The sequence below is a fragment of the Pseudogemmobacter lacusdianii genome (assembly GCF_030848395.1).
Taxonomy (GTDB): Bacteria; Pseudomonadota; Alphaproteobacteria; order Rhodobacterales; family Rhodobacteraceae; genus Pseudogemmobacter; species Pseudogemmobacter lacusdianii.
On sequence record NZ_JAVDBT010000015.1, the window covers coordinates 76,174 to 97,092 of the forward strand.

Here is a 20,919-nt window from a genome sequence, read left to right on the forward strand (position 1 = left end):
GCCCGGCGCGCGCCGCCCAGACACAGCGCGCGCCCCTCTCGCCCCCGCTTACGAGGTGGCAATCTTCAAAAGCTTGATCGCGGCGTAATCGGTGATGTCGCCGCCCACCCGCTTTGAGGCATAGAAAAGCACATGCGGCTTGGCCGAGAACGGATCGCGCAGGATCCGCAGATCCGGCCGCTCGGCCACCGTGTAACCGGCCGCAAAATCGCCAAAGGCGATCGGATAGGCATTGGCCGCCACATCCGGCATATCTTCGCAAACGAGCACCGGATAGCCCATCAACTGCGGCGGCTGGCCCGCCGCCAGACTGTCGCCCCACATGAAGCGCCCATCGGCATCCTTCATCTTGCGCACGGCGCCTGCCGTCTTCGAATTCATCACGAAGGCGCCATTGGCCCGGTAATCCGCGCACAAGGCATAAACCAAGTTCACGATGCAATCGCTCGCATTGGTCGAGGCAAAATCCGAGGCCGCACCACTGGCCACATAGCCCAGATTTCCCCAAGTCCAGCTGGCATTGGCCACTTTGGTCGGCAGCAAAATACCTTTGGGCTTATCGATCCCATCGCCGCTGATGAACGCCGCCGATTCCGCGCGGATGAAGCGGGTGGCGATCTTGCCCGCCAACCAGCCCTCCACATCAAAGGCGCTGTCATCCAACAGGCGCTGGCTGGCCTTTGGCATCGCCGAAAGCTCATGCAGCTTGATCGAGATCCGCTCCAAAGTCGGCGTCGTGGTCTCGGCCTGCGCCGCCGTCTCGGTGGCCCAACCCGAGCTCACCTCGCTGCGATCGATCAACACATCAAAGCTTACCGCCTCGACCTGCACCACCGTGGCCAAAGCCCGCAAGGACGAGGTCGCCACCAGCATCGAGCGGATGCTTTCGGCCGTCTGCGGATCGACCAGATAGCCGCCATCGGCCGCGACGGCGGTGCTCATGGCCTTGCCTTCCAGCGCCAGCCCCCGCAGCCCATCATCATCGCCCGAGCGCAGATAGGCGTTGAACGCCTTGCGATGCGGGACATCCATCTCCGCCGCCGCCGAAAGGGCTGGGCGGGCATGGGTCGTCACTTTGCGATCCAGCATGGTCATTCGCTCTTTCTGATGTTGAAGCATTTCCTTAACTTCGCGCTGAAACTGACGGATATCATTCAGAAAACCCGCAACCTCAGCCTTTACATCTGCCGCAGCAGAAGCACCCGCCATCTGGCCCAAGGACAAATCTTCCCCGGCCCGAGCTTTGCTCTCGGTCATCGTCCAATCCCTTCTTTCCTGATCACTTCACCGCCCGCAGGCGCGGGTTTAGCGCGCCCCGAAGCTCAGCCGTGCGGCGCGAAAGACCTCTGCCAACTCCTGCAAAGCGCCCTCAGCCGCCTCCGATTTGGCCGCCACCCGTGCCTCTTTCAGCATCGGGAAAGTCACCAACGACACCTCCCAAAGCTCCAACTCCTGCAATAGCCGCCGCCCCTTGGCATCGCGCTCGGCCTTCACCGTGCGGTAGCCGATTGAAAGCCCGTCAATCGCCCCCGCATCCAGCAAAGCCGCCGCCTCTCGGCCCCGCGCCACCTCGCCCAAGATGCGGCCCTTGACCCAAAGCCCCATGGCGTCCTCGCGCACCTCGTCCCAGATGCCAATCGGCTGCGCGGGATCGTGCTGCCAGAGCATTTTCACCCGGCCACCGGCCCCCGACAGCCGCGCCAAAGACGCCGCATAAGCACCTTTTTGCACCACATCGCCGCCCTGATCCGCCCGCCCAAAGACCGAGGCATAGCCCGAGATCACCCGGTCCCCGCCCGCCGCTCCGCTGATCGTTAACCCCGCCTCGGGCCGGAGGTATTTCCGCTCGGGCGCGCCATAATCCTGCATCATCCGTCCCTCTCCCTAACCCATCGCCGTTCGGATCAGCACCTCGGCCAGTTGCGCCAGCAAAAACGCCGTCACCCCATAGACGCCTAGCCAAAGCCGCCGCTCCAGCCGCTCCAAAGCTGCGTCGATCTGACCAAGGCGAAACTCCAACGCGGTCCAGCGCTCCTGCATCACCCGCTCATTGGCCTCGATCCGGGCATGGGCGGCATCGAAGCTATCAAAGAGAAAGCGCGAGCCGCTCTCGCGCCGCGCCCCGCTCATTCCTCCTCCGCCAGCCTCGGCAAGCCCAAGAGCACCCGCTTCTCCGCCACGGTCAGGAAATCGGCCGCCCCGACCCGCGCCCATTGCTGGTCACGCTCCACCGCCAAAGCCGCGATCTGATCGAGGTCAGGCTTCAGCTCCACCCAAGTGCCGCTTGCTTGCCCCAGCCAATGCGCCAAAGCCGCCAGCACCCGCGTCGCCAAAGGCAGAACCGTCAGCCGATAAAACGCCCGGTTGGCCTCTTGGTAATTGGCGTAAGTCGCATCGCCCGGAATGCCGACCAGCATCGGCGGCACGCCAAAGGCGATCGCGATCTCGCGCGCGGCGGCGAGCTTGGTCTCATGAAACTCCATATCGGCGGGGCTGAACCCCATCGGCTTCCAGTCAAGCCCGCCCTCCAGCAGCATCGGCCGTCCGGCATTGCGCGCGCCCTGATGATGCGTCTCGATCTCGCTGACCAGTCGGTCGTACTGATCCGATGACAAAACCGACTGCCCATCCACGCCCTTATAGACAATCGCCCCCGAGGGGCGGGCCGCATTGTCCAAGAGCGCCTTCGACCAACTCGAGGCGGAATTATGCACATCCACCGCCACCGCCGCCGCCTGCATCGGCGACAGCCCGTAATGGTCATCGGTCGGATGAAAGGCGCGGATATGGCAGATCGGGCTTTGCCCTTCGCTCACCGCAAAGCGGTGCACCCGCCCGCCCACGGCGTAATCATAGCCCACCGGCCAGCCATCCGTTCCCGGCACCAAGGCCATCCGGTCGGGACGCAAAACATGCAGCTCTGCGGGCAATGCCTCCGCCCCCGCCACCGCCTCCAAATAGGCATTGCCGGCCAGAAGGAGATAGCCATAGACCGCCTCCAACAGCTCCGCCCGGCCCTGCGCCGCATTGGGCCGCGCCAAAAGGTCCAAGACCGGATGCACCTCATAGCGCCGCTCGGCATCTTGGCAGATCACCGGCAAAGCAGCCGCCGCCTCGGCCACCAACCGCACTGCCCGGTAGCCAATCGGATTGCCCTGAAACCCGGTCCGCGTCAGCGAGACCGTGTCTCGCGGGCTCCAAGCCACTCGCCCAGAGGCGCCCCAGGCCAGCACCCGCCCCGCAGCACTGGCCTTGCGCTCCACCGCGACAAGCGGGCCACCTCGCTTGAGAAAATCGAACACCATTGCCGCTCCTCTTGTCGCCGCCTCGATCTAGGCAAAGCCCGACCGGCCCAAGGCCAAGGCCTTGGGGCGTGTGGTTGTCAAAACTGGTTGAGTTACAACGTCCGCAGCCCCGGCTGCGCCATTCGCCCGGCTTGATCCACCACCAAATCGGTCAGCGCCCAGACCAACGCGTCCAAACGGTCCGGGCTGGCCTGCCCCTTCCAGCCGGTCCGCGCCATCTGCATCATCTGGCCTTCCAGCGCGTCCAGATGGGCCAGATGCGCCACACGTCCCTGCTCGTACAAAGCCGCCACCGGCTCGGCCCGCAGCATCTTGTTGCGCATCGCGCGCACGGCGCGGAACGGCACCAAAGGATCGATCTGACGGATCACGCCCTGCACCAGATCACCGCCTTGGTTGACCTCGGCCACCAGCCGCTCGGCACCAAACTCCTCCACCGCCGCCAGTGCCGCCCGCGCCCAGCCATCCGGGCTTGCCCCCTTGACCGAGCGGTCAGCCAGCACCACCGCCCGCCAGCGCGAGGGATCGCCGCGCGTATCTGCGCCTACCACCACGATCCCGCATTCATCCGAGACCTTGGTCGCGGTGACCGGCGGGTCCACCGCCACCACCACACGCGTCACCTCCACCGGTGCCGCCGCCCGCGCTGCCGCGATCATCGCCACCGTCCACAAAGCATCCGGCACATCCTCGACCAACTCACCGAGCAACTCTTGCCGCCCCAAGAGCGTGCCGCCAAACCGCGCCTGCACCTCCCGAAGAAAGCTCGAGGCCAGATAAGCCCGGTTCGCCTCGGTTGGCGCATGAGTGATCACCGTCGAAGGGTTCTTCAAGATCGCCTTCAACACCTCAACATTGCGCGGCGTGGTGGTGACGATCTGCTGTGGGTTCTCCCCGAGCCGCAGACCAAATTGCAACTGATCCCAAGTCGCCTGCGCTTTGGGCCATTTCGCCAGCTCATCCGCCCAGGCCGCATCAAACTGCGGCCCCCGTAACGCCTCGGGGTCATGGGCTGAGAAGACCCGCGCCTCAGCACCATTGGGCCAAACCAAGGTGTTGCGCGTCGAGATCCATTTCGGCCGCCGATCCGGCGGCGATGAGGCCAAGATCCCGCTATCGCCCAAGACCATAACCTCGCGGCCCTGATCCAAGGTCTCCGCCACCAAGGCCACACGGCGCGCCCGACCCGGATCGCTGGGCTTGGCGCCTTCAACCTGACGACGCACCCATTCAGCCCCAGCCCGCGTCTTGCCCGCGCCGCGCCCGCCCATCACCACCCAAGTGGTCCAAGCCCCCTCGGGCGGCAGCTGATGTGGCAGCGCCCAAAAATCAAACACCCAAGGCAGCGCCAAAAGCGTCGCCTCGGACAACCCACCCAGAAAGGCGTCAATCTCCTCTGCTTGCGCGGAGGACAGCCAGACGGCGCCCGATTTCATCGCGCGCGGCGTCGAGATCATGCTCTGTGCCGGCTCCGACAGCCCCGGCAACCTGTTTACGGAGTGCTTCGACATTTGCCCTTTCCCGAACCAGATCCATGCCAATCGCACGCAGATCGCGGATGGCCGCCTTGGCCACCTTGACCTCGGCGGCTTGGCCCGCCCGCAAAGCGCTCACCACGCCCCGCAGGTCGCGGATCGCCATCCTGAACAATTCTTCGGTGAACCCCACCACATCGGTGGGGATCTCATCCCCTTCGGTGAACCTGATGCTCATCCTGCCGCCCACCTCGCATGCCACCCTCCGCACGAGCGAAATGCAAAAAGCGGCACGGGGTTGCCCCCGGCCGCTTTCGACAGTTCTTCTATCATGCCCTAAGTGCTACATCAGCGCGGACGCAGAGTCAATTAAATTCATCAATAAAAACATGCACTTATGAGCGCGCGCCATTAACTTTTCGTTAACTACGCCGCAGCAAGCGCCTCACTCACTCTGCCGCCGCTGCTCGCTCCAAAGCCCGGAAGGCCTCAACATTGCGGTTATGCTCGTCCAAGGTCACCGCAAAGACGTGGCCATCGGCAGGGTTCAAGGTCTTGGCAACAAAGAAGATATAGTTGCTGTCGGACGGGTTCAGCGCCGCCGCGATCGCCTCACGACCCGGATTGGCGATCGGCCCCGGCGGCAGTCCGGAAATCACATAGGTGTTGTAAGGCGTCTCGCGCCGCAGCTCACTTTGCCGCAAGCCCCGGCCCAGCACACCCTCGCCCTTGGTGATGCCGTAAATCACCGTCGGGTCGGTTTGCAGCCGCATACCTTGGTTCAAGCGGTTCACGAACACCGCCGCCACATCGGCGCGCTCCGAGGCGATTCCGGTCTCTTTTTCGATGATCGAGGCCATGACCATCGCCTCTTCCGGCGTGTCATAGGGCAGATCCGCAGCGCGCTGCGGCCAAAGCTCGGCCATCACGGCAGCCTGATCGGTGACCATTTTGGCCAAAAGATCCTCACGTTTGCTGCCTTTAACCACGTCATAGGCTTTCGGCGCCAAGGAACCCTCAGCCGGAACGGCGGCAATCTCGCCCTCAAGGAAGGGCACTTTGCGCAATCCGTCCACCACCTGCCAGCTGGTCGCGCCTTCCACCACAATCACATTGTAGCGCAGATCGGCTTCCGCCACCGCCGCGGTATATTCCGCCGGAGCTTCCGCCGCCGGGTCGAACTTCACCACTTCAACAAAGCGCTGCGTCTCGGGGTCCAGCTCGCGCAACACCACCTCATGCGAGGCCACGCCGATGCGGAAGTTCACTTCCTTACCGCAAGACGAGGCGCCACCCGCAGTGATCTGCTGCAAGACCTCTTCCATCGAAGCGCCCTGCTTTACCAGATACGACCCGAACTTCAGCTTGTCCGAGCGGTCCGAGTAATCCGCACCGATCCGGAAGATCCGCGCATCGCTCACCGCGCCACGCTCTTCCAGATTGCGGCTCACCGCCGAAAGCGAGGCCCCCGGCTCAACCCGCAGGCAGATCGCTGTTTCCAGCGGCCCCACCTTCACGAATTCGTTTCGCCCCCAAGCAACCAAAGCCGCAGCCGCAATCAGCATGACGATCAGCAGCGTCAGCGCGTTGGAGGCGATACTTTTCCACATGGATTACTTCACCCGGCCCAGAACAAGGCTGGCATTGGTGCCGCCAAAGCCAAAGCTATTGGACAAAGCCACATCGATCTTGCGCTTCACCGCCTTGTTCGGCGCCAGATCCAGCTTCGGCGTCACCGCCGGATTGTCCAAGTTGATCGTCGGCGGAGCGACTTGGTCTCGGATCGCCAAGACGCAGAAAATCGCCTCAACCGCACCCGCAGCCCCCAAAAGGTGCCCAATGGACGATTTGGTCGAGGACATGGTGGCCGAAGCCGCCGCATCCCCCATAAGCCGCTCCACCGCGCCCAATTCAATGGTGTCAGCCATCGTCGAGGTGCCATGTGCGTTGATGTAATCCACATCCGCAGGCGAAACGCCTGCCCGCTTCAGCGCTGCCGTCATCGAACGGAAGCCACCGTCGCCATCCTCGGAGGGTGCGGTGATGTGGTAAGCATCGCCCGAAAGGCCATAGCCCAGCACTTCGGCATAGATCTTAGCGCCGCGCGCCTTGGCATGCTCGTATTCTTCCAAAACGACCACGCCCGCGCCTTCGCCCATCACGAAACCATCGCGGTCGCCATCATAGGGGCGCGAGGCTTTGGTCGGCTCATCCGCACGTTTGGTCGACAAAGCTTTGCATGCGTTAAAGCCGGCAATGCCAATCTCCGAGATCGGGCTTTCCGCCCCACCGGCCACCATCACATCGGCATCGCCGATCATGATCAGCCGCGCCGCATCGCCAATCGCATGCGCCCCGGTCGAGCAAGCCGTCACCACCGCATGGTTCGGCCCTTTAAAGCCAAACTTGATCGAGACCTGGCCGGAGATCAGGTTGATCAGGCTGCCCGGGATAAAGAAGGGCGAAACACGCTTGGCGCCCTTTTCTTTGATCAGCACCGCCGTCTCGGCAATCGTGGTCAACCCACCGATGCCCGAGCCGATCATCACGCCCGTGCGCTCTTTTTCTTCCTCGGTCGCCGGCTCCCAGCCCGCATCCTTCACCGCCTGCGTTGCCGCAGCCAGCCCGTAAAGGATGAAATCATCGACCTTGCGGCGGTCTTTCGGCTCCATCCACTCATCAGGATTGAAGGTGCCGTCGCTGCCATCGCCAAAGGGGATCTCGCAGGCATAGGTGGTCACGACACCCGAAGTGTCGAACCGCGTGATCGGACCTGCGCCCGATTGCCCGGCAAGCAGCCGGCTCCAGGTCTCTTCCACTCCGCAAGCCAGCGGCGTGACCATTCCAAGACCGGTGACGACTACTCGGCGCATTAGCTTCCCCCAAAGGCAAACATTGGTTTTTTCGGTTGTTACACGGCAGGGCGAGACGGCGCAACTGCGGCCCGCAGCCTGCGGCATCCGCTTGCCCATGCATCGCCGGCCCTGCCCATATGAAAAAGGGGCGCCCCTTGGGCACCCCTTTCCTCCCTTGCGGGACAGTCTGATCTCAGGCGACCTAAAGCTTAGGCGGCCGAGGAGATGAACTTCACTGCGTCGCCAAAGGTCTGGATGGTCTCTGCAGCGTCATCCGGGATCTCGATGCCGAACTCTTCTTCAAAGGCCATCACAAGTTCCACGGTGTCCAGCGAATCTGCGCCCAGATCGTCGATGAACGAGGCAGTCTCGGTCACCTTGTCTGCTTCGACGCCGAGATGCTCGACAACGATCTTTTTCACGCGATCGGCGATGTCGCTCATGTTCTTTCCTCTATCCTTGCGGGGTGAGCCCCGGTCTGATGGTCAGTTCCGCGCCCACAGTCGGGCCGTTCGACCGCAACTGCGGCCACTCGCCTCGAGTCTCCCCCGGCGAATTCTGCGCGCCTATAGCAACAGGCGCTTCATTACGCAAACCCTTTCCCACGATCCTCGGGGAAAGCTTTCCCTTGGCCCCCGCCATCCTATCCAGATTCTCAGGGGCCGTTGGATCAGATCATCGCCATGCCGCCGTTCACATGCAAGGTGGAACCGGTGACATAGCCCGCTTCTTGCGAGGCAAGGAACAAAACTGCCGCGGCGATCTCAGCCGGCGTGCCCATCCGCCCGGCTGGAACCGAGCCCAAGATGCCAGCGCGCTGCGCCTCATTCAGCTTGTCGGTCATCGCGGTCTCGATGAAGCCCGGCGCCACGCAATTCACCGTGATGCCCCGACTTGCGACTTCGGCCGCCAGCGACTTCGACAGGCCAACCATGCCAGCTTTCGAAGCCGCATAGTTCACCTGACCGCCATTGCCAGTCTGCCCCACGATCGATGAGATATTCACGATCCGGCCCCAACGCGCCTTCATCATGCCGCGCACCGCCGCACGGCAGAGACGGAAGGTCGAGGTCAGGTTCACGTCGATGACGCTGGCCCAATCTTCATCCGACATCCGCATCACCAGCCCGTCGCGGGTAATACCGGCATTGTTGACGAGGATATCCACCGCGCCCATCGCCTCAACGCCGCGCTTGATCAGCCCTTCGACCTCAGCAGCATCCGAGAGATTGCAAGGCAGCACATGGGCGCGCTCGCCCAGTTCTGCTGCCAAAGTCTCCAACGGCTCTACCCGCGTGCCCGAAAGGCCGACAGTCGCGCCTGCGCTGTGCAAGGCGCGCGCAATCTCGGCCCCGATGCCACCCGAAGCGCCAGTCACCAGCGCCGTTTTGCCCGTAAGATCGAACATAGTCTTCTCCTTATTGGAGCTTATTTCTCCGTCAGCTTCGTTCTTTAGCAGGGAAGCCCGCGGCTGACTACCTGCTGGCCCCGCTCCCAAGGCAGATGACAGCAAATGCACATGGCACCACTTGTGGTGGCCAAAGTGTCACGTCATTAACACGATCATCGACGAGAAGATTGTTACGCCTTTTTATGGTGCCATATCAAAGCCTAACAGCCAAATTCTGAGTGATAACCCCCCAAAGGATAAGATTTTGAAGAAGTGCCTTGCCTACGCCTACAGCCTTTCCGCCCTGCTCGCTCTTGCTCCCGCGGCCGCATTCGCAGATCCGTCCAAGCCGCATGACTTTAGCGGCAAGCATTTTACCCTTTCCGTTGGCGGCACGGCCTCTGACACCAAAGTCACTGATATCACTGGCGAAGAGTTCGGAGAATTCGCTGTTCGCACCCCTGGTGGTGTGCAGTCGCTCAACGGCAACGGCTCATATTTTGGTGTGGCTCTGGGCTATAATGTGCAAAGCGGCGCCCTCATTTATGGCGGTGAGCTTGAGCTTGGCCGTCTAGACATCAATGACTTGGTGGTGCGTAACGGTGATGACGGTATTTATACCAAAATGTCGAATTTCATCGCTCTAACCGCACGGCTTGGCTATGCCAAGGATCGCACGCTGTTCTATGCAAAGGCCGGCCCGGCTTGGGCAAAAATCCGCAATGCGGGTGGCGAATTTGAGGGATTCGGCGAAGAGCAGTCCGACGGTTATTGGGGTTTTGACGGCGATGAGGCCGGCTTCGGTGAGGGCATCCGGAATGGCTACCTCCTCGGGCTTGGCTTCGAACATGTGCTGCCTTCGGGTCTCTCCTTTGTGGCAGAATATAACTACGCAGATTTCGGAGCGGTCACTTTAGGCCATGTCGATGGCAATATGTCAGAGCCTTTCGCCTTTGAAAACGAACTGCATTTGGTAAAGCTTGGCCTAAGCTACCGTTTCTAAGGGCATATTCTTCCCCCTAGAACCAGCGTAACAAAAAGGGCCGTGCAGTTCACCTGCACGGCCTTTCTCTTAAAGCGATGAAGCCTGCTCAGCCCTTAGCCCTTAGCGGCCAGCACATCATCCGGGGTGCCGATGGCCCGCGTGGTGACCTCGCCTGCGGCGATGCGCTTGACCATGCCCGAAAGCGCCTTGCCCGCACCGATTTCCCAGAAATCAGTGACGCCCGCGCCTTCCATCCACTGCACGCTCTCACGCCAGCGCACGGAACCGGTCACCTGTGCGACCAAGAGATCGTGGAACCGGTCAGGCTCGGTCACAGCTTCAGCGCGCACGTTCACCACCACCGGAACCACGGGCTTCGAGATCACGACTGCCGCCAAAGCCTCGGCCATCTGCGCCGCCGCAGGCTGCATCAGCACGCAATGGAACGGGGCCGAGACCGGCAGCAGCATCGCCCGCTTGGCGCCGCGCGCCTTGGCAATCTCCACCGCGCGCTCGATGGCCGCTTTATGGCCCGAGACCACGACTTGCGCCGGGTCATTGTCATTGGCCGCTTGGCAAACCTCACCCTGCGCCGCCTCTTCGGCCACGGCTTTCGCGCCTTCGAAATCAAGGCCCAAAAGCACCGCCATCGCGCCGACGCCCACCGGCACTGCTGCCTGCATCGCCTCACCGCGCAGGCGCAAAAGCCGCGCGGTGTCCGAAAGCGTCAAAGCGCCCGCGGCACAAAGCGCCGAATATTCGCCCAAAGAATGCCCAGCCACAAAATCCGCCGTGCCTTCCAGCGTGATGCCTTCGGCCCGCAACGCCGCCATCGCCGCCATCGAGGTCGCCATCAACGCAGGCTGCGCATTGCGCGTCAGCGTCAGCTCGGCAATATCGCCCTCCCAGATCAGGGTTGAGAGCTTTTCACCAAGCGCCTCATCCACCTCATCGAACACGGCTTTCGCCTCGGGCCAGGTTTCGGCCAATGCCCGACCCATGCCGATGGTTTGGGCGCCCTGCCCGGGGAAGATGAATGCGCGGCTCATCCGACGCTCCTTCATATGCGGTTATCTGTGCGAGAGCCTTGGAATAACGCCCCGAAGCCCAAATCGCAATGCGCCGCTCAGGAAAGTGCCCAAACGCACGCTTTGCGCTCAACCTCACCACGTCAGGCGCACAGTGCCTGTGCCTCGCTGCGCCTTCCGGCCCCGGCTGAGGCTGCTATCATAGCATCAAGCCGCGCAAAGGAAGCCGCATGCCCCCTCATCTGCCCCCCAACGCCCGCAACAGCGCTGTCAGCTATGGCCGTACCGCCCGCCTTTTGCACTGGCTCACGGCCTTGCTGATGCTGATCACCTTCCCGCTGGGCCTGATCGCCAATGCCCTGCCTTACGACAGCTCCGAGGCTTTGGCGTTAAAGGCGCAGGTCTTCTCGGTCCACAAAACCCTTGGCGTGACGCTGTTCTTTGTGGCGCTCATCCGCATTCTCTGGGCGCTTAGCGGAGAGAAGCCCCGCCCGCTGCACCCCGAGCGGCGGGTCGAAAGCTTTCTGGCCGAGCTGGTGCATTGGGCACTCTATCTCGCGCTGGTTCTGGTGCCGCTTTCGGGCTGGGCGCATCACGCGGCCTCAACCGGCTTTGCACCGATCCTGTGGCCCTTTGGCCAAGACCTGCCGCTGATCGCGAAATCGCCGGAGTTGGCGAAAAGCCTTGGCCATGCGCATGTGATCTTCACCAAGCTGCTGCTCGGCGCTTTGGTGCTGCATATCGCGGGGGTGGTGAAACATGTGCTGATCGACCGCGACGCCACGCTGGCGCGGATGAGCAAAGGCGTGGCCGCAGGCGACGAAAACACCCCGCATAGCCGCCTGCCCAACCTGATGGCTGGCCTACTCGCCGCAGCCATCTTCGCCGCCGCAGCATCCGCCGTCGTTGCCCCGCGCCCCGCTCCACTGGAAGGCGCAGCCGAGACGCCGACCGCTTCGGCCCCGCTTGCCGCGACGGAAGGCCCGGTCTGGCAAGTCAGCGAAGGCAGCCTCACCTTCACCGTTCAACAAATGGGCGCCGCCGTCACCGGCCAACTGCCCGCATGGCAAGCACAGATCGCCTTTGACCCTGATCTTGGCACCGGCACTGTCAGCGTTGGCATCGACACCACCGCCCTCACCTTGGGCTCGGTGACCGAGCAAGCCAAAGCGCCCGACTTCTTCGACAGCGCCACCCATCCGCAAGCGATCTTCGAAGGCGACATCGCCGCAAACGAAGGCAGCTATATTGCCACCGGCACCTTAACCTTGCGCGGTGTGACTGTGCCCGTCAACCTGCCCTTCACCTTGCAGATTGAAGGCAATCAAGCCGAGATGACCGGCCAAGTCACCCTAGACCGCCGCGATTTCGGCATGGGGGAAAGCTACAGTGACGAAAGCTCGGTCGGCTTTGGCGTCGAGGTGGCGATCAAGCTAACGGCGCAGCGGCAAAGCTAAGCCGCGTAACGCCCAAGCATAAAAAAGGGCCGCCCTTTCGGGGCGGCCCTTCGCATTTCAAAGATCGAACGACGATCACTCAGCCTTAGCGGCTTCGATCTCGATATCGATGTTGATCTCGTCACCGATGAAGGGCGTGAACGCCCCCAGACCGAAGTCCGAGCGCAGGATCGTGATCTCGCCCGAGAAGCCAGCCCACATTTTCTTTTCCATCGGGTGTTCACCTGCTTGGTTCAGCTCGGCATCAATCACCACCGATTTCGTCACGCCATTGATCGTCAGGTCGCCGGTGATATCGGCCTCTTTATCGCCGGTCACTTTGATCGCGGTCGATTTGAAGCTGACGGTCTGATCCTTGGCCGGATCAAAGAAATCAGCGGTCATGAAGTGCTGGGTCCGCGCATCCCAACCGGTGATCATCGAGTTGGCCGGGAAGGACACCGAAACCGACGAAGCTTCGGGGTTGGCCTGATCGAACATGATCTCGCCTTCAAAACCCGAGAACATGCTGGTCGTGGTCGAATAGCCCAAGTGGTTATAGGTAAAGACGATCTGGCTGTGGCTGGGATCGATCGTGTATTTTTCGGCTTCGGCAAAGGCCGGAGCAGCCAAAAGGGCAAAGGCCGAAACAGCGGCGGCGGTACGGAACATCGAGAACATCCTTCTTTAAGAGCAAGAGTGATCACTCACTCAGGGGGCGGGCGGCCAAAACTGGCCAAGGTAGCCGTTCAATAGTCAACTGGGCATTCAGAGAGCAATTCGCCAGCGCTGAACAGGCTCTGCGCATCCACGAACGCTCACGCTTGCGTGGGGCGGCCTTGAGGTGGCGGATCAGATGCCCCCCGGCGCGCGGGCCGCGTCGGCTTCGTACTTCGCCCCGGCCACTGTCTTCAGGACTGGCCTTCCCCGCCGCGCCGCCATATTTTGCGCGCATGACCGATACATCCGCCCCGCGCCTCAGCCCGATCCGCCGCCGCATTGTCTTTGCGCTTCTCTTTGAGGCCATTGGCTTTGTTTGCAGCAGCCTGATTCTGATGGGCTTCGCCTCGGCCGAGGCCAGCACCGCCACCGGCGCGGCCGCGGGTTCAATGATCATCGCCCTGCTTTATAACTATGTGTTCAATGCCGGCTTTGAGGCTTGGGAGCGGCGCCAATCCGTCAAAGGCCGCAGCTGGAAGCGCCGGCTTGCGCATGGCGGACTTTTTGAGCTGGGGCTGGTGGTGCTGATGGTGCCCTTCCTTGCATGGTGGATGCAGGTCTCGCTTCTTGACGCCTTGATCTATGATGCGGTCCTGTTGGTCTTCTTTGCGCTTTACACTTTGGGCTTCACTTGGGCCTTCGACCGCCTCTTTGGCCTGCCCGAATCTGCGCGCTGACCCAGCCCCACTTATGCGGGCCGCCTGCCCTCTTGCGTTGGCGGCCAAACCCCGTATAAGGCCCCATCTTTCCGCATTACCCATGAACCGGCGATGCCTCTCGTGGACGGGCCGCGGAAAGTGTTTGCCCGTTCGTTGAAGCCGCCTCGAGACGAAGGATTGCACATGCCGCTCTACGAGCATGTTTTCATCTCGCGCCAGGACCTGTCCTCCGCGCAAGCCGAAGGCCTTGTCGAACATTTCTCCACGGTTCTCGCAGACAACGGCGGTAAAGTCGTTGAATCCGAGTACTGGGGCGTCAAGACGATGGCCTACAAGATCAACAAAAACCGCAAGGGCCATTTCGCTCTGCTCAAGTCGGACGCTCCGGCTGCTGCAGTGCAAGAAATGGAACGCCTGATGCGTTTGCATGACGACGTCATGCGCGTGCTGACCATCAAGGTCGAAAAGCATGCCGAGGGCCCTTCGGTCCAGATGCAAAAGCGTGACGAGCGTGAAGGCCGTGGCGACCGTGAAGACCGCGGTGATCGCGGCGACCGTGGTGACCGTGGCGGCTTCGACCGTCGCGAGCGTCGTTGATCTCGGGCTGGAAAGGACAATAAACTATGGCGAATAAACCATTCTTCCGCCGCCGCAAGGTTTGCCCCTTCTCGGGCGACAATGCTCCGGCGATCGACTACAAAGACACCCGTCTGCTGCAGCGCTACATCTCTGAGCGCGGCAAGATCGTTCCTTCGCGCATCACCGCAGTCTCGGCCAAGAAGCAACGCGAACTGGCAACCGCCATCAAACGCGCCCGCTTCCTCGCCCTGCTGCCCTACGCCGTGAAATAAGGAGAGACCTCAATGCAAGTCATCCTTCTGGAACGTGTGGCCAAGCTTGGCCAAATGGGTGAAGTCGTAAACGTCAAAGACGGTTACGCTCGCAACTTCCTCTTGCCGCAAGGCAAGGCGCTGCGCGCCAACGCTTCGAACATCAAATCTTTCGAGACCCGCAAGGCTCAGCTCGTTGCTGAAAACCTTGAGACCAAGAAAGAGGCCGAAGGCGTTGCTGAGAAACTGAACGGTCAAACCTTCGTGGTGATTCGTTCGGCTTCGGACGCTGGTGCGCTTTACGGTTCGGTCACCGCTCGTGACATCGCCGAGGCTGCAACCGCTGCTGGCTTCACCGCTGGCCGCAACCAAATCGTGCTGCAAAGCCCGATCAAGGATCTCGGCATCCATGCTGTGACCGTGGTTCTGCACCCGGAAGTCTCGGCAACGATCAACATGAACGTTGCGCGTTCGCCGGAAGAAGCCGAGCTGCAAGCTTCGGGCAAGTCGATCCAAGATCTGGCTGCTGAAGCTGAAGCAGCTGCTGACTTCGAAATCAGCGAGCTCTTCGACGACATCGGTGGCGCAGCCGCCGACGAGTGATCTTGATCACTTAAGCTTTAAGAACCGCGGCAGATCAGCTCTGCCGCGGTTTTTTTATTTGTTTTAAGGGCTTGCATGTCCACGACAGGTTCCGTCGCAATCAGCGTTGCAATCACAGCGCGAAGCGGCGATGGATCGGCCTATGCGTAACATCTCTCCCACTTCCCTAGGCCTGCTTTGCGTGATCGGCGGTATCGCGATCTTTTCACTGCAGGACGTTGTTTTGAAATCCATCTCGGGCGCTTACCCGCTGCATCAAGCGATGGTGCTGCGTTCTTTGACCGCGATTCCCTGCTTGCTGCTTTTCGTGCGGATCTTTGACGGGCCGCTCAGCACGCTGTTCGCGCCCGGCTGGTGGAAACTTCTGGCGCGCGGCGCGCTCAACTTCTCCGCCTATTGCTTATACTACCTCGGCCTTGCCTCGATGCCGATGGGAGAAGTCGTGGCGATCAACTTTGTCGGGCCTTTGGTCATCACCCTTGCGGCTTGGGTCATGCTCGGCGAACGTGTCGCCCCCCGCGCGCTCGTGGCCATTTTCTTCGGCTTCAGCGGCGTTCTGATGATCGTCCGCCCCGGCGCCGAGACCTTCCAGCCCGCCGCCTTGCTGCCAATGTGCGGCGCCTCCTGCTACGCGATCTCGATGGTGATGACGCGCAAATGGGCTGGGGTCGGCAGCGCCGCCTCAATGGCAGTTTGGAGCAATTCTTGCTTCATGGTGCTGGCCCTGATCCTTTCGGCCATGTTCTGGCAGGGCAGTTCCGGCAAAGGTTTGCATCCAGCGATGGCCTTCCTGACCCGCGGCTGGGCGATGCCGCCGGCGCTTGATCTGATCTTGATGCTCTCCTGCGGTGTTGTCGCCTCGATCGGCATGGTGCTTTTGAACTACGCCTATCGCATCGCCCCCTCGGGTGCGATTGCCCCGATGGAATACAGCTATATGTTCTGGGCCCTTCTCTGGGGCTGGAGCTTCTTTGGCGAAGTCCCCGATACCGCGGGACTTTTGGGTATGCTCATCATCGTTGGCGCCGGGCTCTTCGTCCTGCGCCAACCGCCCCTGCCTACGATCGCCCCCAAGCCCGCGGCCTAACCGCCGCGCGGCTTGCCGCTCTCGCTTTTCCCTTCACCCTCAACATGAAAAAGGCCGCCTCCTTTCGGAAGCGGCCTAAATTCTTTGCCCTTAGGCGGAGAAGCTCAGAGCTCGTCCAGTGCCTCAACGGCTTTCTCGAGATCGGCTTTCGAGACTTCTTTCTCGGTCACTTTGGCTTGGCCAACGATGTGATCGATCACTTTGTCTTCGAAGATCGGCGCGCGCAGTTGCTGTTGCATTTGCGGGTTCTTCTGAACGAATTCAAAGAACTGACGCTCTTGGCCCGGGTATTGACGGGCTGCATTCAGGACAGCTTGGGTCATCTCAGCATCCGAGACGGCGACTTCGGCATTCTTGCCAACTTCCGCCAGCACGAGGCCCAGACGCACGCGGCGCTCAGCCAAAGCTTTGTGCTCGTCGGTGGCTTCGATCGCGCCGTGGTTGTGGCCGTGATCCTCGGGATGCTCTTCGTGGTACAGCTGGTGCGCGATCTGACCGGCTTCAGCTTCGACCAGCTTCGAGGGCAGATCGAACTTCACCAGACCGTCGAGTTGGTCCAGCAAAGCGCGCTTCAGCACTGCGCGGCTTGCGCCAGCATATTCGGCTTCCAGACGCGAGGCGACTTGGGTCTTCAGACCGGCCAGATCCTCGGCACCGTATTTCTTGGCCAGCTCGTCGTCCAGCTCAGCAGCTTTGGCTTCTTTGACCGCTTTCACGGTGCAAGCGAAGACAGCGGCTTTGCCAGCCAGATGGGCTGCACCGTAGTTTTCCGGGAAGGAAACGTTGACCGAGACTTCGTCGCCAGCTTTTGCACCGACGAGTTGCGCTTCAAAGCCCGGGATGAAGCTGTTCGAGCCCAGAACCAGCGGATAATCTTCCGCCGAACCGCCTTCAAACAGCTCACCATCGACCGAACCTTTGAAGTCGATCACAACTTGATCGCCGTCTTTGGCTTTGGAGCCTTTCTTGCGATCTTCGTAGGATTTCGCACCTTCGGCGAGGTTCTTCAGAGCCTCATCCACAGCTGCGTCATCGGCTTTGACAACCAGTTTCTCGATCGAGATGGCCGAAGCATCGAAGCTCGGGATCGGCGGGAGATTCTCATACGAGATCTCAACGACCACGTCCGAGCCCTCTTTCCACTCTTCGCCGCCAACCATTTTCACTTCCGGCTGCAACGCAGGACGGTCGCCGGTTTTCTCAAAATGGTCTTTCATCGCGCCATCGATGGCGTCTTGCATCGCGTCGCCCAAAAGGCGCGGGCCGAATTGCTTTTTCAGGATCGCCAGCGGCACTTTACCCTTACGGAAGCCTTTGACTTCCACCTCGGGCTGGGCCTCGAGCAGTTTTTCCTGCACTTTGGCATCCAGCTCAGCCGCCGAAACGGTGATGGTGTAGCCGCGCTTGAGGCCTTCGTTCAGGGTCTCAGTGACCTGCATGTTTCCGTCCTTCTTCCCAATCTCTGGTGCGGGTGGAGGGACTTGAACCCCCACGCCTTGCGGCGCTGGAACCTAAATCCAGTGCGTCTGCCAATTTCGCCACACCCGCATGTCCTAACTTTCACGACCCATTTGACCGGCCCTCTGCGACAGAGAGAGGCCCGGCCGAGCCGGAAATTCCGCGCCCTTCTAACAAAGGCCAATGGCGGATGCGAGCGGAAAATCTCATGCGATTTTCTTCGGCCATTTCGGCGCAAAAAGTAGAGCGCCCGAATGTTTACCCAAGGGCGGCCCATTCTTGCCACAGTCTAAGGAAAAGACTGGTGCGTATTCGATCCAAAGTCTTTCTGACTATGCAAACAAACGGGGTCCAGATGAACGTGCCGTCGCTGACCACCCAGATTGAAACCGAAAACACCGCAGCGCTGGCGGATCTGGCCGGCGTTTGCGCGGGCACCTGCGTGCTCACGCTCGACGGCGATCTGCCCGTCCAATTTCTGGCCCCCGGTGACCGCGTCGTCACCCGCTCGGGCGCACGCGTCCTAACGGCGATCACTGTCACGCTGCTCTATGATGCAGAGATCATCCGCATCGCTTCCTCGGCGCTTGGCCACAACCGGCCCGAGGATGACCTTTTCCTCGCCCCCGCCCAACAAATCTTGCTGCGCGACTGGCGTGCGATGGCGCTTTATCAAAGCCCAACCGCTTTGGTCGAAGCGCAACGCCTGGCAGACGGTGACTATATCCGCAAAGAAACCGTGGCTGAAGTCCGGATTTACACCCTTCATTTCGCACGCGAAGAGATCATCTTTGCGGGCGGAGTTGAGCTGGCCTGCGCGCAAGCAAAAGTCAGCGCATAGCGTTTCCTTCAAGGCTTCCTGGCAGAACCTGTGGGAATCTGGCCGCTCTTCGGAGCGGCCTTTTTTTTACCTTTTCACGCCTTACGACGTTGATTTCATCTTGATCCAAATACTCCGGGGTCCGGGGCAGCGCCCCGGCCGACGCTGGCCAGAAGCGCGCCGCCGAACATGCGCAAACCCTCGCCGCAAGCCCCGTCACAGAGCAGAATTTATGCAATCCGCAGCAATGCCCTTCGCAAAGAGCCGCTTTAAAAGTCGCATTGCACAAATTTTAGGCAGTCACTCGCATTTTCACCGCAATCTTGCCGGATCACGCGCCAGTTCGATTGCCCGCCCCTCGGGTTGGTGGTCAGAAGGGTTCAGCGAAAGCGGGAGAACACGGCCGATGAAGAAAATCGAGGCGATCATCAAGCCCTTCAAGCTCGACGAGGTGAAGGAGGCTCTGCAAGAGGCAGGCATCCAAGGGTTGACCGTGACCGAGATCAAAGGCTTCGGCCGTCAAAAAGGCCATACTGAGCTTTACCGTGGCGCCGAATATGTCGTGGACTTCCTGCCCAAGGTGAAGATCGAAGTCGTTTTGACCGATGACATGGTAGATGCCGCCGTTGAGGCGATCGTCTCCGCCGCCCGCACCGACAAGATCGGCGACGGCAAGATCTTTGTCAGCAACATCGAACAAGCCATCCGCATCCGCACCGGCGAGACCGGCGACGACGCGGTCTGACAACAAGGGCCTGCCGCTTCAAGCCGCAAGCCCTTGAAACGAACAACCAAACACCGGGCTCTCGGGCCCATAGCGAAACCGATTAGCGAAAAGGCAGCATGATGAGCGCAGTTGCAAAGGCTCTGAAACTGATCGCGGACGAAGAGATCGAATATGTCGACGTCCGTTTCACCGACCCGAAAGGCAAGCTCCAGCACGTCACGCTGAGCGTCGATATCGTCGATGAAGACTTCTTCGAAGAAGGCCTGATGTTCGACGGCTCCTCGATCGCCGGTTGGAAGTCGATCGATCAATCCGATATGAAACTGGTGCCCGATGCGGCAACGGCCTATATCGACCCCTTCTACGCCGAAAAAACCCTCTGCGTGCATTGCAACGTGGTTGAGCCCGACACCGGCGAAGCCTATGACCGTTGCCCGCGCCAAACCGCGCTGAAGGCGGAAGCCTACCTCAAATCCTCGGGCATCGGCGACGCAGCCTATTTTGGTCCGGAAGCCGAGTTCTTCATCTTTGATGACGTGCGCTATTCGGTCACGCCGAACAAAGTGTCGTACCAACTCGATGCCGAAGATGCGGCTTGGAACACCGACGCCAAGTTCGAAGGCGGCAACTTGGGCCACCGCGCCGGCTACAAAGGCGGCTATTTCCCGGTCAACCCGATCGACACGGCGCAAGACCTGCGCTCGGAAATGCTCTCGACCATGAAGCGCATGGGCATCCGCGTTGACAAGCACCACCACGAAGTCGCGACCTGCCAGCACGAGCTGGGCATGATCTTCGGCGGCCTGGTTGAGCAAGCCGACAACATCCAAAAGTACAAATATGTCATCCACAACGTCGCGGCCGCTTACGGCAAGACCGTGACCTTCATGCCCAAGCCCATCAAAGGCGACAACGGCTCGGGGATGCATGTGAACATGTCGATCTGGAAAGGCGGCAAGCCGCTGTTCTCGGGCGACAAATACGCTGACCTTTCCCAAGAGGCGCTCTATTTTATCGGCGGCATCCTGAAGCATGCCAAAGCCCTGAACGCGCTGACCAACCCCTCGACCAACAGCTACAAACGCCTGATTCCGGGCTTTGAAGCGCCGGTTCTGCGCGCCTTCTCGGCCCGCAACCGCTCGGGTTGCGTCCGTATTCCGTGGACCGAATCGCCGAAAGCCAAACGTGTGGAAGCCCGCTTCCCCGATCCGGCAGCCAACCCCTATCTGGCCTTCGCGGCCTTGATGATGGCAGGCCTTGACGGCATCAAGAACAAGATCGATCCGGGCCCGGCTTCGGACAAAGATCTCTACGATCTGCCGCCCGAAGAACTGGCACAAATCCCGACCGTCTGCGGCTCGCTCCGCGAGGCTCTGGAAGAGCTGGAAAAAGACATGGACTTCCTTCTGGCTGGTGACGTCTTCACCCGCGAGCAACTGGAATCCTATATCGCGCTGAAATGGGAAGAGGTTTATGCCTTCGAGCATACGCCCCACCCGATCGAGTACCAAATGTACTATTCCTGCTGATCCGATCAGCAA

At 61.0% G+C, this 20,919-nt stretch carries 23 protein-coding genes and 1 tRNA gene; 10 read left to right on the forward strand and 14 right to left on the reverse strand.

The window, feature by feature from the left end; translation table 11 throughout:
* Positions 1–48: 48 nt before the first annotated feature.
* The 10 genes from Q9295_RS15085 to fabG all read right to left on the reverse strand — a co-directional run bounded on the left by Q9295_RS15085 (position 49) and on the right by fabG (position 9,043).
* Positions 49–1,257 carry a phage major capsid protein gene (locus tag Q9295_RS15085; protein WP_306681409.1) on the reverse strand — a complete coding sequence of 403 codons (1,209 nt, stop codon included), beginning with the start codon at positions 1,255–1,257 and terminating at the stop codon, positions 49–51.
* A 48-nt stretch (positions 1,258–1,305) separates the two neighbouring features.
* Positions 1,306–1,872, reverse strand: coding sequence for an HK97 family phage prohead protease (locus tag Q9295_RS15090; protein WP_306681410.1), 567 nt, complete (start codon positions 1,870–1,872; stop codon positions 1,306–1,308).
* Between the two features lie 12 nt (positions 1,873–1,884).
* A complete protein-coding gene (locus Q9295_RS15095; RefSeq protein WP_306681411.1) occupies positions 1,885–2,130 on the reverse strand; it encodes a GTA head formation protein, RCAP_rcc01685 family in 246 nt (81 codons plus the stop codon).
* Positions 2,127–3,305: a phage portal protein gene (locus tag Q9295_RS15100; RefSeq protein WP_306681412.1), complete on the reverse strand. Its 1,179-nt coding sequence runs from the start codon at positions 3,303–3,305 to the stop codon at positions 2,127–2,129. Before Q9295_RS15100 ends, Q9295_RS15095 begins: the two co-directional genes overlap by 4 nt.
* Positions 3,306–3,397: 92 nt before the next feature.
* The gene (locus tag Q9295_RS15105) at positions 3,398–4,741 is read right to left on the reverse strand and encodes a DNA-packaging protein (RefSeq protein ID WP_306681437.1); all 1,344 of its coding nucleotides are present in this window, start codon (positions 4,739–4,741) and stop codon (positions 3,398–3,400) included.
* Positions 4,692–5,018, reverse strand: a complete 327-nt coding sequence (locus Q9295_RS15110; RefSeq protein WP_306681413.1) for a hypothetical protein — start codon at positions 5,016–5,018, stop codon at positions 4,692–4,694. The genes Q9295_RS15105 and Q9295_RS15110 overlap by 50 nt, the downstream gene beginning before the upstream one ends.
* Positions 5,019–5,229: 211 nt before the next feature.
* Positions 5,230–6,390, reverse strand: coding sequence for an endolytic transglycosylase MltG (mltG, locus tag Q9295_RS15115; RefSeq protein ID WP_306681414.1), 1,161 nt, complete (start codon positions 6,388–6,390; stop codon positions 5,230–5,232).
* Between the two features lie 3 nt (positions 6,391–6,393).
* Entirely contained in the window at positions 6,394–7,653 is a 1,260-nt protein-coding gene (fabF, locus tag Q9295_RS15120) for a beta-ketoacyl-ACP synthase II (RefSeq protein WP_306681415.1), read from the reverse strand.
* Positions 7,654–7,844: 191 nt separating this feature from the next.
* Complete coding sequence (locus tag Q9295_RS15125; protein ID WP_306681416.1) at positions 7,845–8,078, reverse strand: acyl carrier protein; 234 nt, start codon at positions 8,076–8,078, stop codon at positions 7,845–7,847.
* Between the two features lie 227 nt (positions 8,079–8,305).
* Positions 8,306–9,043, reverse strand: a complete 738-nt coding sequence (gene fabG / locus Q9295_RS15130) for a 3-oxoacyl-[acyl-carrier-protein] reductase (protein WP_306681417.1) — start codon at positions 9,041–9,043, stop codon at positions 8,306–8,308.
* 247 nt (positions 9,044–9,290) lie between these two features.
* On the opposite strand from fabG, the gene Q9295_RS15135 reads away from it, so the two are divergent.
* Entirely contained in the window at positions 9,291–10,028 is a 738-nt protein-coding gene (locus Q9295_RS15135) for an outer membrane protein (RefSeq protein ID WP_306681418.1), read from the forward strand.
* A 95-nt stretch (positions 10,029–10,123) separates the two neighbouring features.
* Here the strand turns inward: Q9295_RS15135 and fabD are convergent, their stop codons facing one another.
* Complete coding sequence (gene fabD, locus Q9295_RS15140) at positions 10,124–11,059, reverse strand: ACP S-malonyltransferase (protein ID WP_306681419.1); 936 nt, start codon at positions 11,057–11,059, stop codon at positions 10,124–10,126.
* Between the two features lie 209 nt (positions 11,060–11,268).
* Between fabD and Q9295_RS15145 the strand changes: the two genes are divergently transcribed.
* Complete coding sequence (locus Q9295_RS15145) at positions 11,269–12,495, forward strand: cytochrome b/b6 domain-containing protein (RefSeq protein ID WP_306681420.1); 1,227 nt, start codon at positions 11,269–11,271, stop codon at positions 12,493–12,495.
* Between the two features lie 75 nt (positions 12,496–12,570).
* Here the strand turns inward: Q9295_RS15145 and Q9295_RS15150 are convergent, their stop codons facing one another.
* Complete coding sequence (locus tag Q9295_RS15150; RefSeq protein ID WP_306681421.1) at positions 12,571–13,146, reverse strand: YceI family protein; 576 nt, start codon at positions 13,144–13,146, stop codon at positions 12,571–12,573.
* A gap of 281 nt (positions 13,147–13,427) precedes the next feature.
* On the opposite strand from Q9295_RS15150, the gene Q9295_RS15155 reads away from it, so the two are divergent.
* From Q9295_RS15155 to Q9295_RS15175, 5 genes are all read left to right on the forward strand, one after another.
* A complete protein-coding gene (locus tag Q9295_RS15155; protein ID WP_306681422.1) occupies positions 13,428–13,871 on the forward strand; it encodes a PACE efflux transporter in 444 nt (147 codons plus the stop codon).
* Positions 13,872–14,036: 165 nt separating this feature from the next.
* On the forward strand, positions 14,037–14,450 hold the full coding sequence (gene rpsF, locus Q9295_RS15160) for a 30S ribosomal protein S6 (RefSeq protein ID WP_306681423.1): 414 nt from the start codon (positions 14,037–14,039) through the stop codon (positions 14,448–14,450).
* Positions 14,451–14,476: 26 nt separating this feature from the next.
* Positions 14,477–14,704, forward strand: a complete 228-nt coding sequence (rpsR, locus tag Q9295_RS15165) for a 30S ribosomal protein S18 (protein ID WP_125327012.1) — start codon at positions 14,477–14,479, stop codon at positions 14,702–14,704.
* A 12-nt stretch (positions 14,705–14,716) separates the two neighbouring features.
* Positions 14,717–15,286, forward strand: coding sequence for a 50S ribosomal protein L9 (rplI, locus tag Q9295_RS15170; RefSeq protein ID WP_306681424.1), 570 nt, complete (start codon positions 14,717–14,719; stop codon positions 15,284–15,286).
* Positions 15,287–15,428: 142 nt separating this feature from the next.
* A complete protein-coding gene (locus tag Q9295_RS15175) occupies positions 15,429–16,373 on the forward strand; it encodes a DMT family transporter (protein ID WP_306681425.1) in 945 nt (314 codons plus the stop codon).
* Between the two features lie 104 nt (positions 16,374–16,477).
* Here Q9295_RS15175 and tig read toward each other — a convergent pair whose 3' ends face one another.
* Positions 16,478–17,812, reverse strand: coding sequence for a trigger factor (gene tig, locus Q9295_RS15180; RefSeq protein ID WP_306681426.1), 1,335 nt, complete (start codon positions 17,810–17,812; stop codon positions 16,478–16,480).
* Positions 17,813–17,836: 24 nt separating this feature from the next.
* Positions 17,837–17,921, reverse strand: a tRNA-Leu gene (locus tag Q9295_RS15185).
* A 265-nt stretch (positions 17,922–18,186) separates the two neighbouring features.
* On the opposite strand from Q9295_RS15185, the gene Q9295_RS15190 reads away from it, so the two are divergent.
* The 3 genes from Q9295_RS15190 to glnA all read left to right on the forward strand — a co-directional run bounded on the left by Q9295_RS15190 (position 18,187) and on the right by glnA (position 20,907).
* Entirely contained in the window at positions 18,187–18,672 is a 486-nt protein-coding gene (locus tag Q9295_RS15190; RefSeq protein ID WP_306681427.1) for a Hint domain-containing protein, read from the forward strand.
* A gap of 385 nt (positions 18,673–19,057) precedes the next feature.
* A complete protein-coding gene (locus tag Q9295_RS15195; RefSeq protein WP_306681428.1) occupies positions 19,058–19,396 on the forward strand; it encodes a P-II family nitrogen regulator in 339 nt (112 codons plus the stop codon).
* 101 nt (positions 19,397–19,497) lie between these two features.
* Positions 19,498–20,907 carry a type I glutamate--ammonia ligase gene (gene glnA / locus Q9295_RS15200; protein ID WP_306681429.1) on the forward strand — a complete coding sequence of 470 codons (1,410 nt, stop codon included), beginning with the start codon at positions 19,498–19,500 and terminating at the stop codon, positions 20,905–20,907.
* Positions 20,908–20,919 lie beyond the last annotated feature (12 nt).

Bases quoted from the DNA above. Each gene is read 5' to 3' on its own strand.
- Q9295_RS15085 (WP_306681409.1), bottom strand. From the start codon at position 1,257: ATGACCGAGAGCAAAGCTCGGGCCGGGGAAGATTTGTCCTTGGGCCAG.
- Q9295_RS15090 (WP_306681410.1), bottom strand. From the start codon at position 1,872: ATGATGCAGGATTATGGCGCGCCCGAGCGGAAATACCTCCGGCCCGAG.
- Q9295_RS15095 (WP_306681411.1), bottom strand. From the start codon at position 2,130: ATGAGCGGGGCGCGGCGCGAGAGCGGCTCGCGCTTTCTCTTTGATAGC.
- Q9295_RS15100 (WP_306681412.1), bottom strand. From the start codon at position 3,305: ATGGTGTTCGATTTTCTCAAGCGAGGTGGCCCGCTTGTCGCGGTGGAG.
- Q9295_RS15105 (WP_306681437.1), bottom strand. From the start codon at position 4,741: ATGAAATCGGGCGCCGTCTGGCTGTCCTCCGCGCAAGCAGAGGAGATT.
- Q9295_RS15110 (WP_306681413.1), bottom strand. From the start codon at position 5,018: ATGAGCATCAGGTTCACCGAAGGGGATGAGATCCCCACCGATGTGGTG.
- mltG (WP_306681414.1), bottom strand. From the start codon at position 6,390: ATGTGGAAAAGTATCGCCTCCAACGCGCTGACGCTGCTGATCGTCATG.
- fabF (WP_306681415.1), bottom strand. From the start codon at position 7,653: ATGCGCCGAGTAGTCGTCACCGGTCTTGGAATGGTCACGCCGCTGGCT.
- Q9295_RS15125 (WP_306681416.1), bottom strand. From the start codon at position 8,078: ATGAGCGACATCGCCGATCGCGTGAAAAAGATCGTTGTCGAGCATCTC.
- fabG (WP_306681417.1), bottom strand. From the start codon at position 9,043: ATGTTCGATCTTACGGGCAAAACGGCGCTGGTGACTGGCGCTTCGGGT.
- fabD (WP_306681419.1), bottom strand. From the start codon at position 11,059: ATGAGCCGCGCATTCATCTTCCCCGGGCAGGGCGCCCAAACCATCGGC.
- Q9295_RS15145 (WP_306681420.1), top strand. From the start codon at position 11,269: ATGCCCCCTCATCTGCCCCCCAACGCCCGCAACAGCGCTGTCAGCTAT.
- Q9295_RS15150 (WP_306681421.1), bottom strand. From the start codon at position 13,146: ATGTTCCGTACCGCCGCCGCTGTTTCGGCCTTTGCCCTTTTGGCTGCT.
- Q9295_RS15155 (WP_306681422.1), top strand. From the start codon at position 13,428: ATGACCGATACATCCGCCCCGCGCCTCAGCCCGATCCGCCGCCGCATT.
- rpsF (WP_306681423.1), top strand. From the start codon at position 14,037: ATGCCGCTCTACGAGCATGTTTTCATCTCGCGCCAGGACCTGTCCTCC.
- rpsR (WP_125327012.1), top strand. From the start codon at position 14,477: ATGGCGAATAAACCATTCTTCCGCCGCCGCAAGGTTTGCCCCTTCTCG.
- rplI (WP_306681424.1), top strand. From the start codon at position 14,717: ATGCAAGTCATCCTTCTGGAACGTGTGGCCAAGCTTGGCCAAATGGGT.
- Q9295_RS15175 (WP_306681425.1), top strand. From the start codon at position 15,429: ATGCGTAACATCTCTCCCACTTCCCTAGGCCTGCTTTGCGTGATCGGC.
- tig (WP_306681426.1), bottom strand. From the start codon at position 17,812: ATGCAGGTCACTGAGACCCTGAACGAAGGCCTCAAGCGCGGCTACACC.
- Q9295_RS15190 (WP_306681427.1), top strand. From the start codon at position 18,187: ATGAACGTGCCGTCGCTGACCACCCAGATTGAAACCGAAAACACCGCA.
- Q9295_RS15195 (WP_306681428.1), top strand. From the start codon at position 19,058: ATGAAGAAAATCGAGGCGATCATCAAGCCCTTCAAGCTCGACGAGGTG.
- glnA (WP_306681429.1), top strand. From the start codon at position 19,498: ATGAGCGCAGTTGCAAAGGCTCTGAAACTGATCGCGGACGAAGAGATC.